Origin of the sequence: Tardiphaga sp. 285_C5_N1_2 (genome assembly GCF_052076065.1) — a bacterium.
Classification (GTDB): Bacteria; Pseudomonadota; Alphaproteobacteria; order Rhizobiales; family Xanthobacteraceae; genus Tardiphaga; species Tardiphaga robiniae.
Map to the genome: position 1 here is coordinate 1004531 of NZ_CP197241.1, position 11520 is coordinate 1016050.

General features: G+C 61.8%; 5 protein-coding genes. 3 read left to right on the forward strand and 2 right to left on the reverse strand.

Translation table 11 applies throughout. The features are described from left to right. Nucleotides 1–23: 23 nt before the first annotated feature. On the forward strand, nucleotides 24–7115 hold the full coding sequence (locus AB7951_RS04780; RefSeq protein ID WP_439061838.1) for an MBG domain-containing protein: 7092 nt from the start codon (nucleotides 24–26) through the stop codon (nucleotides 7113–7115). Nucleotides 7116–7573: 458 nt separating this feature from the next. On the opposite strand, the gene AB7951_RS04785 is transcribed toward AB7951_RS04780, so the two are convergent. After that, nucleotides 7574–8350, reverse strand: a complete 777-nt coding sequence (locus AB7951_RS04785) for an SDR family oxidoreductase (RefSeq protein ID WP_439061837.1) — start codon at nucleotides 8348–8350, stop codon at nucleotides 7574–7576. 25 nt (nucleotides 8351–8375) lie between these two features. Further along, entirely contained in the window at nucleotides 8376–9074 is a 699-nt protein-coding gene (locus AB7951_RS04790) for a GntR family transcriptional regulator (RefSeq protein WP_120293219.1), read from the reverse strand. A 181-nt stretch (nucleotides 9075–9255) separates the two neighbouring features. On the opposite strand from AB7951_RS04790, the gene AB7951_RS04795 reads away from it, so the two are divergent. Beyond that, nucleotides 9256–10512 carry an ABC transporter substrate-binding protein gene (locus AB7951_RS04795; protein ID WP_441255704.1) on the forward strand — a complete coding sequence of 419 codons (1257 nt, stop codon included), beginning with the start codon at nucleotides 9256–9258 and terminating at the stop codon, nucleotides 10510–10512. A gap of 121 nt (nucleotides 10513–10633) precedes the next feature. Beyond that, nucleotides 10634–11512, forward strand: coding sequence for a branched-chain amino acid ABC transporter permease (locus AB7951_RS04800; RefSeq protein ID WP_068734877.1), 879 nt, complete (start codon nucleotides 10634–10636; stop codon nucleotides 11510–11512). The last annotated feature ends 8 nt before the right edge of the window (nucleotides 11513–11520 follow it).

Genomic DNA, 11520 nt, shown 5'->3' on the forward strand with positions numbered 1-11520 from the left:
CGTGCAGGTGACAGGAGCTGGGCATGACACAGACATATGACGTGACGCCGATCCGCGGCAGCGTGAGGGCGGCTTTCGCACCGCTGGTGTTCGGCTGCGTGGTGTTCAGTGGCAGCATTGCACTGGCGCAGACGCTGCCGGGCGGAGGCACCGTGACCCATGGCGCCGCGAGTATCGCCGCGCCGTCGAACGGGACGCTGAACGTCAACCAATCCTCGAACAGCGCCATCATCAACTGGAATTCGTTCTCGATCGGTGCCGGTGGCACCGTCAACTTCAACCAGCCGAGCGCGGCGGCTGCCACCCTCAACCGCGTTACGGGTACCACGCCCTCCAGCATCGCCGGCACGATCAACGCGCCCGGCACCGTGCTGCTGGTTAATCCGAACGGTATCGCGATCACTAATACGGGTGTCGTCAATACTGGCTCTTTCGCGGCCTCAACGCTCGACATCAGGAACGAGGACTTCCTATCGGGCAAATACAAGTTTACCGGTAACGGCTCCTCGGCTGTTGTCACCAATGCCGGCCGCATCAACGTGTCCGACGGCGGCTTCGCAGCGTTGCTCGGTGGCCGCGTCGCCAATGACGGCGTCATTTCGGCGCGGCTCGGCAAGGTCGGTCTCGGCTCCGGCGAGATGATTACGCTCGATCTGTCCGGCGACGGCTTCCTGTCGGTCGCTGTACCGTCCAACCAGCTTGGCAATCTCGTCGATGGCACCGGCAAGGCGCTGGTGACCAATAGCGGAAAGATCCGTGCCGATGGCGGACAGGTGTTCCTCAGCGCCGCCACGGCGAACAACATCCTGCGCGATGCGGTGAACGTCCCGGGCACGATCCGCGCCAATTCGGTCGGCACCCGCGCCGGGCGCATCGTGCTCGGTGGCGGCGAGGGTGGCCGCGTCAACGTGTCCGGCCGTGTCACGGCGACCGGCAAGTCGCGCAATCAGGTGGCTGCCAAAAAGACAGGCGGCCAGATCGACATCAGCGGCGCCGAGATCGCGCTGGCCGGTGCGCGCATCGACGCGTCGGGCGCGGCCGGCGGCGGCGGCGTTCGCATCGGTGGCGATGCCTATGGTCGCGGCGATTTCCAGCATGCCGTCAAGGTCACGGCGGATTCGGCGACGGTGATCCGCGCCGACGCGCTGGACAGCGGCAAGGGCGGCAAGATCGTGCTGTGGTCGGACGGTCTCACCAGCGTGCGCAGTACGTTGTCGGCGCGCGGCGGTGTCAATGGCGGCGACGGCGGCCTCATTGAGACCTCGGGCAAGCAGCTTGATTTCGCTGGCATCCGCGTCGATGCGTCAGCGCCGAAGGGCCGCACCGGCGACTGGCTGCTCGATCCGGTCACACTGACCATCGATTCCGCGGCGGCGGCGACCATCGGCGCCAATCTCGGCGCGGCCAATGTCACGCTGATCACCACGGCATCGTCCGCGAGCGGCCCGGGCAACCAGACGCAGGGCGCCGGCGATATCATCATCAATGCGCCGATCTCCTGGACGTCAGCCAATACGCTGTATCTCAACGCCTATCGCGACATCCAGATCAACGGCACCCTCTCCGGCAGCAATGGCGGGACACTGTGGCTCACGGCGCCGGGCAACATCACGCAGACAGCGCCGATCCTGGTGACCAATCTGATCTTGCCCCTGAACTTCTCGTCAGTGTCGCTGACCAGTACTGGCAACCGGGTCGCCAACATGTGGACCGACTATTCGAGCGTCGATCCGGATCGCGACGACAACGTCATCAATCCCGGCGCGCTGGCCTTCACGAATAACGGCAATCTGGCGGTTGGCCGGGTCGACGGACGCGACGTGTCTCTGATCGTCGGCGGCTCGCTCTCGAACCTGAGCGGGATTTCCGCCAGGGGATCACTATCCATCGTCACCTCGGGCGACATTTCCGGCGCGGGACACCTGAGCGGCGGAAACCTGTCGGTGGTTTCGGGCGGGGCGATCACGGCGGGCGGATTGGGGTCGTATGGCACGGCCAGTCTCCGAGCAGCCGGCAACATCCAGATCAACGGACATATCTATGACCTCGGGAGCCCGCTTTCGTCGGTGACGCTCCGCTCCGACAATGGCCTCGTCAATTTCTCGGCCAATGCCCGGGTGAATACCAACACCGCCGTGGAGATCCTGTACAATCCCTATGCGGCGACTGGCAGCTACGCCAACACGATCGACTATTCCAGCGTGACGCAGAGCGGCTACGGCGCGACCGTCAGGGCCTATATGCTGGTCAACGACGTCAACCAGCTCAAGGCTATCGAAACCAATCTTGGCGGCACTTACGCACTCGGCCGCGACATCGATGCCAGCGCGACCTCGACTTGGACCTGCCTGAGCGGCATCTGCCGTGGCTTCGATCCCATTGGCACCAATGTCAATAATTCGAACCAGGCCTTCACCGGCACCCTGGACGGCCGCGGCTACGCAATCCTGAACATGTATCAGCGCCGCGGCGAAGGGCAGGTCGGCGGCGGCGATGTCGGCGTGTTCTACCTGAATAGCGGCACGATCCGGAATGTCGGCATCATCGGCGGCTCGTTCAGCGGCAATGGCAGCTATGTCGGTTCGATCGCCGCACAAAACAATGGCACGCTCACCAATGTCTATTCGACGGCGAGCGTTACCAATATCGCCAGTTCGCTGGGCGCGGGCGGTCTGGTTGCCCGCAACAACGGCACCATCAATGGCGGCTCCTATTCGACCGGCGCCATCCGCGGCTATGTGGCCGGCGGCATCGCCGGCTACAATTACGGGACCATCCAGGATTCCTGGACGTCGGGCTCGGTGACTGGCGGCACGGTCGGCGGAATCGTCGGTGTGAACGGCGAGCATGCAACGGTCCGCTGGACCTATTCGCTCGCCAGCGTGAGCGGCACGAGCTGGACCGGCGGTCTGGTCGGCGAGAACCAGTGGAGCGTCACGGGCTGGGGGGTGGTCGAAGATTCCTATGCGGCGGGCGCTCTGTCGGGCACCGGCGTCGGCGGCATCGTCGGCAAGAACGACTTCCGCGACTACGATACGATGGAGAGCTTCAATTCGCAGACCGGCATGTCGGCGCGCGTCTGGCACGTCTATTGGGATCAGGCAGTGAGCGGCACCGGCCGCGCCTTCGGCTGGTCATATAATGACATGCCGGGCGGCTGGTCGTCGGAGCAGGTCCAGTTCATCGCGTCACTGAACACGAATTCGGGCAATAATCCGTACGCGATGAGTTCGTATAACTTCTTCAACGATCCCAATCCCGGCAATCAATGGAGCATGGGGAATTTCCACGATCACTGGTACATGGTGGATGGCTATACGCGACCGTTCCTGAAGGCCGAATATTCGACCAACATCCAGAACCTGCACCAGTTGCAACTGGTGAATATGAACGGTGCGGCCAGCTACAAGCTCGCGCGCGACATCAACGCGTCGGCAGAGCTATCCAGCGGGATGTGGAATAACAACGCCTTCTCGCCGATCTCGCCGATCAGCTACGCCGGATACACGACGAAGGTCTTCACGCGCCTGCAATTTGGCGAGAATCGACCTTCCGATTCGTATCAGGTCTGGAACAACGGAGTGCTCGAGATCTACACGACCATCTATACGCTCGGTGAGACAGGTTATTCGCAGTCGGCCCAGTACGCCGACTACGTGAAAACGCCATCCTCGTTCACCGGAACATTCGACGGCCAGGGTCACACGATCAAAAATCTCTTTGTGAACATGACTGACGGCAATCATGCGGGCGTGTTTGCCTATCTGGCATCTGGCAGCTTGGTGAAAAATCTCGGCGTCGTCGACAGCAGGATCATAGCCGACTGGGGATCGGCCGGCTCGATCGCAGGCCTGAGCGATGGCACGATCTTCCGCTCATGGGCGTCCCGCAGCGACGACGCGAGCGGGGTTTACTCGAACTACGCAGCGGGCGGCCTGGTTGGCTACAATCGCGGTACGATCGAAGAGTCCTACAGCACCGTGGCGGTCGAGGCCGTCGGCCAGCAGTCCGATTGGGTCACCTTCGTCGGCCAGGCGGGCGGCCTCGCGGGCGTCAACGTGAATGAGAACGGTGGCTCCGGTCGGATCGTCAATTCCTATGCGACGGGCTTGGTGCGTGGCAACGGCACGATCGGCGGTCTCGTCGGCACCAATGCGACCAATGACGGTGCGGGCACCATCATCAATTCCTATACGACCGGGCGACTCGATCGGGCCTGGAACTATGGGATTCACTTTGTCGGTTCGCTCGTCGGGCGTAATGTCAGTGATAACGGGCGGACAGGAACAGTCACGAATTCGTACTACGATTCCAGCGTTTCGAATCCGTCTTCGCTCGATCCCAATCGCGGCCTGACCGTCGTCGGCACCGGTCTCACCACGGCACAAATGCAGGACCTCAACACGTTCCGCATCGTCTATGCCGGTTGGGACTATCGCAATGTCTGGATTCCGTCGAACAGCGCGGGCCAGTCGGATGGCGTCGCGCGCTATCCGGAATTCTACTGGGCAAATCACGTCGCCGTCGTCGAGACGTCGAACGCCACGCGTATGTATGGCGATGCCAATACGACGCTGGCGGCGATGATCTACGGCCTCAAAAACTATGATACGCCGAATGTGATGCCGATCACCGTGAGCTCGACCGCCAACCAGTCGTCCGGCGTCGGCACCTATGCCGTGTCGGTAGGCTTGACCGTATTGCCGCCGCAGGCTGTTGGCGGCGGCGCTCCCGGTCAAACGGGCATCTATCAGCAGTACGTGGGTATGCGGATCAATAATGGGTCCGACATTATCTGGGATCGGGCCTTGACAGCACAACAGATCGCAGACCGCATCAACCAGTTCACTGGGCAGAATGGCGTCACAGCGACAGTCAATGGAAATGGCGCCGTCGTTCTCACTGGTACCAGCACGTTCTCGCTGGTTCCGATGGGGGTGACGATTGGCGATGGCGTGGCCTGGCTGCATCTGACGCCATATGTCCAGGTCACATCGACCCAGCTTCAGCCTGTCAGCACCGACGGGGCGCGCTACCGCATTGTCAACCTGCCGAGCGGGCAATTGACGGTGACGCAACGTGCGATCACGGTGGCCGCCGATGCCGGACAGGGCAAGGTCTATGGCGACGCCGGGTCGGCTCTCACCTGGCAGTTGGCCGGTGGGTCGCTGGTGAATGGCGATAGTCTGACTGGCGCGCTCAGCCGCGCCGCGGGTGAGAATGCCGGCAACTATGCCATCAATCAGGGATCGCTCAGCGCGTCCTCGAACTATCGGGTGAGTTTCGTCGGGACCGACTATAGCATCGCCAAGCGCACCGTGACGCTGTCGCTCACCGGTGCGGTGGAGAAGCAGTATGACGGCACCAACACCGCTGCGCTCGGCACCGACAATTTCGCGCTGAGCAATGTGGTCGCAGGCGATTCCGGCCTGCTATCGGTCGCGAACCTCCCGACCTCGGGCACCTATGACAATGCCAATGCCGGAAGCGGCAAGACCGTCACCTTCAATCTCGGTTCCGGCGGCCTCACCGGCAACGCGGCCGGCAATTACACGCTGGTTGTCAATAGCAGCCGCAATATCGGTAGTGTCACCAAGGCGGCGCTGACCATCACGGCGAACGACCAGTCCAAGATCTATGGCGATACGCTCGCCCTCGGCAGCACCGGCTACGCCGTCGGCGGCACGCTTTATGGCACCGACCGCGTGACCGGCGTGACGCTGGCGAGCCTCGGCGCGGATGCACTGGCTAATGTGAGCGGCGCGCCCTACGGGATCACGGCCAGCAATGCGCTCGGCAATGGCCTCGGCAATTACACCATCAGCTATGTCGGCGGTTCGCTGTCGGTCGCGGCGGCGGACATCATCGTGTCGGCGAATGGTGGCAGCTCCGTCTACGGCCAGTCGCCGTCCAATCCCGGCTTTACGGCGCAAGGCCTGAAGAACGGCCAGAATGTCGATGTCCTGACCGGCCTCGCCAATTCGTTCGGTATAACCTCCACCACCGGCGTCGCCGGCGGCCCATATGCGCTCAGCGTGGCGGGGGCACTGACCAATGCGAATTATCGCGTAACGGCGCGCAATGATGCGAGCTGGACGGTGACGCCGGCCTCCATCGTCGTCACCGCCAACGGTGGCACGTCGGTCTATGGCAGCGCACTGGCCAATCCGGGCCTGTCGGCCGCCGGCCTGCAGAACGGCGAAGACGTCAATGTTCTCACCGGCCTGCGCAATTCGTTCGGCATCACTGCAGCCACTGGCGTCGCCGGCGGCCCCTATGCCCTGAATGTTCTGGGTACGCTGACGAACCCGAACTATCACATCGCGTCGTTCAATCCCGGGAGCTGGACCGTCACTCCCGCTTCGGTCGTCGTCACCGCCAATGGTGGCACATCGGTCTATGGCAGTTCGCCGCTCAATCCCGGACTGTCGGCCATCGGTTTGCAGAACGGTCAGGGGATTGATGTTCTGACCGGGCTCGTCAATTCGTTCGGCATCACCGCCCGGACCGGCGTCGCGGGCAATCCCTATCTGCTCGATGTAGCTGGAACGCTGACCAATCCGAACTATGCGATCTCGGCCCGCAATAGTGGTGTCTGGATCGTGACAGCCGCGCCGCTGACAGTCACCGCAGATCCCCAGAGCAAGATGTTCGCGGAGCTCGATCCGGCGCTGACCTATCGTCTTACCGGCGGCACGCTGTTCAACGGCGATCGCTTCTCCGGCTCGCTGGAGCGCGCGCTGGGTGATGTGGTGGGCGACTATGCCATTCGGCTAGGCTCGCTCGGCGTTTCGCCGAACTATGCGCTGAGCTATGTCGGGGCAGTTTTCACAATCAAGTCGTTCAACGTCTCGCTCGCGCCGAGCCCCGGTCAGATCGCCGTGGTCAACCCGGCGGCGCCAACGACCAATACGATGTCGCCGTCCCCTGTCGGCAGTCCGAAGTCCTCCTTCGATAACCTCTTCCAGGAGCCGCCGAGATCGCCGGCTCCAACCGGAATCGTCGCCGGCAGTGCTGGCGGGAGAACCAACACCAACGGATCGTCCAATGATGACGTGACGAACTCCATCGGTGGTGAGCGACGCGACGAGAGAAAGCGGAGGAACGGTCGGTGAAACAACTTTCGCCGGCAGCTCCGCGTCTCTGAATTTCTCTCAAATCAACGGATAGTTGTGATGAGAGACGTCCGCTGAAAGAAAGGATGGGAACTCTTGGCGCCGCGCGATCGCTCTTAGCTCACGCCAAGCTTAAAAGCACTATGCGGCTTTATGCCGATGGCACGGTTACAAAATGGCTGCAGCAAGTCAGCAGCAAGTCAGTGATTTCTTCGTGGCGGAAGCTGGCGTCACAACGGCGATTCGGGCCGCAGACTATTTTGATTCCAGTTTGTACTTGGCGACAGTGAATTAGCAGCCGGCTCCGCAAGCTACTTGCCCGATCTAGCAGGATGCGAAAGGTCTGCAATCGATGTAAAGCTGACGTCAATCTGTCACGAAAGGCCAGCTTTTGCGCCTTGCTAGGGACTGCTTTGCAGTGTCGTCAGTTGGCTTGCTCGAGTCTTGAGCATCGACGGCTAGCCCAGCATTTGGGTGTCGCCGCAGATCGAAATAGCCTGGCCCGAGATCGTGCGTCCGCGCGGGCTGGCCAGGAACAGGATCTGGTCGGCGATCTGTTCCGGTGTGACGTAGTCCTTGATTGACGTATAGGAGAACGCCGTTTTCTCCATCTCCGCAAAGGAAATGCCGCGCTGCTGCGCCTTGGCTTCCAGCACGCGGCGCTGGCGATCGCCGGCGACGAGGCCGGGCAGGATCGCGTTGACGCGGATGTTGTCGGGGCCGAGCTCGATGGAGAGCGACTTCGTGAAGCCGATGACGCCCCATTTCGCTGCGGCATAGGGCGAGCGCATCGCGAAGCCTACGCGGCCAGCCGCCGAGGACAGGTTGACGATGGAGCCGTTGCTGCTCTGGCGCAGCAGCGGTACAGCGAGGCGCGTGCAGTTGAACTGGCCGGTCAGGCAGATGTTCAGGCAACGATCCCAGTCATCGGGATGCATCTCTTCGACCTTGGCGGTCGGGCCTGCAATGCCGGCATTGTTGACGAGGACATCGAGGCCGCCGAGTTTAGCTGTTGCCTCATCGAACAGCCTTTGAACTGACGCACGATCAGCAACGTCGCAATGGGTCTGTGTGATTGCGGGATCACTCGCTGTGAGTGCGGCAAGAGCAGCTTGGTCCACATCGCAGACATGAACGCGTGCGCCTTCGCCGGCAAAGGCGCGGGCGATGGCCAGGCCGATTCCGTTGGCGCCCGCGGTAACGATGACGCGCAAACCCTTGATGTTGAGATCCATGGTGGCTCCGGGGACTTTGTGAGAATTAGGCGGAGAGGCCGCCGCGCGACAGGATGAAATTGGCAGCGCTGGTGATATCGGCAGCGATCCCGACTTTGGCAGCTTCGGCATCACCGATCTCGATCGCCTTGCGAACGTCCGCATGAAACCGAATGGCTTCACCCTTGGCGAGGCGATCGGGATTGCCGCGCAGATCGAGATTGATGACGGGGCCAGCCTTGAGCCAGAGCGCACGGATGATCTCGACCAGGATCGGCGACTGCGCGGCCTCGTAGACGGCAAAGTGAAACGTCTTGTTGAGTTCGACGGCGCGCGGCAGGTCGGGTGCCTTCATTTCGCTTTCCGCGCGCATGGCCGCTTCTGCGATCGCGATGGAAGCGAGATTGCGGTCTCCACGTAGTTGCGCTGCCTCTGCTGCGGCATGACCCTCGATAGCGATACGCACCTTCGTCAGATCGCGAAACTGCGTGGCCGACATCACGGGCACGCGCACGGCACGGTTTGCCGCGACTTCCAATGCCTTGTCGGCGACGAGGCGGGACACCGCTTCGCGCACCGGCATGATCGACACGCCGAGCACTTCGGCGGCCGTACGCAATGACAGCTTTTCGCCAGGCGCGAGCCTGCCCGAGATGAGCAAATCCGCCAGTTGCGCGTAAGCGCGCTCGCCCAGCGTCTGGCGGTCGAGCGGCTCCACAAGGGTCAGCGCAGTCGGCAGGTTCAACGCGGTCTCCGGGTATCGTCGCGAAATTACAGGGAGGGACTCGACAAAGTCCCTGTCTTTTGCAACTCTAACTGTGATCACAGATCACGGCAAGCGGACAAAGCCCTCTCAACAGAAGAGTGCGGCGCCTGCCGGAGGGGAAACAGCCGCGCCGCGCGGCCGTATCAGGGAGACGAATCTGATGTCGAACACCAATCAATTCACGCGCCGCAGTCTGCTGAAGACCGCGGGCGGTCTGGCGCTTGCGTCCGGCCTGTCTGCGCCCTCGATCCTCAGTGCGCAGACCTCGGATATCATCCGTATCGGCCACCTCACGCCGCGTACCGGCTTTCTCGGCCCGCTCGGCGAATATGGTGTGATGGCCATCGATCTCGCTGTTGAGGAGATCAATGCCGCTGGCGGCATGATGGGGCGCAAGGTTGAACTGCTCAAGGAGGACTCGATCAATCCTCAGACGGCCTCGACCAAGGCGGAGCGCATGATCGAGCGCGACAAGGTCGGCTGTATCATCGGCGAAATTTCTTCGGCATCGTGTCTGACCATCGCGCAGGTCGCCACGCGCAACAAGACGCTGTTCATCAACACCGGCGGAAATTCCGATGCGCTACGCGGCAAGGACTGCCAGCGCTATATGTTCCACGTCGAGTCGCAGAACTCGATGTATGTAAAGACGGTCGGCCGCTCGTTCCTGCGCGATGGTCTCGTGAAGGGCAAGAAGTGGTACTCGCTCACGGCGGACTACGCTTTCGGTCATGACCTGCTAAGCGTGTCGAAGCGCTTCATGCAGGCCAATGGCGGTAATTTCGCTGGCGACGACCTGGTGCCCACCGACGCCACGGACTTTTCTGCCTATCTCCTCAAGATCCGCGAGGCCAAGCCTGATCTCGTGGTGATCAATCTTGCGGGCAACCAGATCACCAACTTCCTCAAGCAATATGCCGAATTCGGTCTGACTTTCCCGGTCGGCGGTTTCGGCTTCGACACGGCTCTGGCCTGGGCTGCTGGCAAGGGCAATTTCGTCGGCACCTGGCCTGTGGTCTGGCACCATCTGCTGGACACGCCCGGCAGCAAGGCCTTCGTCGCGGCCTTCACCAAGAAGTACAATAAGCCGCCGGAGAACCAGGCCTGGGGCGACTACATCGCCACCAAGATCGTGGCGCAGAGCATCAACGAGTTGAAATCGGCTGAGTCGCCGAAGATCATCGAGCATTTCGAGAAGGGCGCGAAGTTCGATCTGCTGAAGACGCGTCCCGGCTACTTCCGCGCATCGGATCATCAGCTGATGCACGAAATGTATGCGGTGACGGCGCTGCCTGCGGACAAGATCAAGAACCAGTGGGACATCTTCTCATCGAGCCCGGCCGTCCCGGGGCCGGATGAACCGCTCGAAGTGATTGCGTCCACCGCGGAAGAGAACGTCTGCAAATTCCCGAGCTAGCAACAATGTCGGCGTTTCGCCTTCGGGCGAGACGCCGACATTCTGCTCGCGAATTTGCTTTCGTCTCGTCCTTCCGACCCCTGTCAGATGCGCATCAGCGCGCGACTGCGGAGCCCATATCATGTCCGCCATGTTGCTCACCCAGCAGATCCTCAACGGACTGCTTGATGGTGTCTATTATCTTCTGATTGCGCTCGGCCTGTCGCTGATCTTTTCGCTCGGCGGCATCGTGAATCTCGCGCATGGCGCGTTCTATGCGATCGGCGCCTATCTTACCCTTGTCATTTCGCCCTATCTCGGTTTCGGCGGTGCATTCGTCGTGGCCCCCGTTGTCGTTGCGCTGCTCGGTGTTGTCATCGAGCGGACGCTGTTCCGGCGTTTCTATCGGTCCGATCCCATTCTCTCGCTGCTGCTGACTTTCGGGCTCGCGATGGTCGCCGAGCAGGCCTTGCGCATGATCTTCGGCGCGCCGCCTTTGTCCTATTCGATTCCGCCAGCGCTGCGCGGTCAGGTCGCGATCGGAAGCTTCATCTATTCGTTCTATCGCGTGGTGTTGCTCGGCATTGCCGTGGCCTGTGTGGTCGGGCTCTGGGTGCTGCTGCAGAAGACCTCATTCGGCCGCGTGGTCCGGGCCGGCGTGCAAAATCCGGACATGGTCGGAGCGCTCGGCATCTCGCTACAACCTTACATGTCGGTGGTGGCTGCGCTGGGTATTGGTCTGGCGGGACTCGCGGGCGTGTTGCTGGCGCCGATCTATTCGATCCATCCGGCGATGGGACAGGAGATCATCACGCCCGCCTTCGTGGTGGTCGTGATCGGTGGCCTCGGCTCGTTCTGGGGCGTGGTGATCGCTGCGCTGCTGGTCGGATTGGTCAAGGGCGTCATGGTCGGCATCGGCTATTCTGCGGCGTCCACGGCGGCGATCTATCTTTTGATGCTTCTGGTGCTGCTGTTCCGGCCGCGCGGCTTGTTCGGCGAACGCATCATGCGGTTCGAGTAAGGCGATGC

Coding starts and splice junctions, on each gene's coding strand:
- AB7951_RS04780 (WP_439061838.1), top strand. CDS start 24: ATGACACAGACATATGACGTGACGCCGATCCGCGGCAGCGTGAGGGCG.
- AB7951_RS04785 (WP_439061837.1), bottom strand. CDS start 8,350: ATGGATCTCAACATCAAGGGTTTGCGCGTCATCGTTACCGCGGGCGCC.
- AB7951_RS04795 (WP_441255704.1), top strand. CDS start 9,256: ATGTCGAACACCAATCAATTCACGCGCCGCAGTCTGCTGAAGACCGCG.
- AB7951_RS04800 (WP_068734877.1), top strand. CDS start 10,634: ATGTCCGCCATGTTGCTCACCCAGCAGATCCTCAACGGACTGCTTGAT.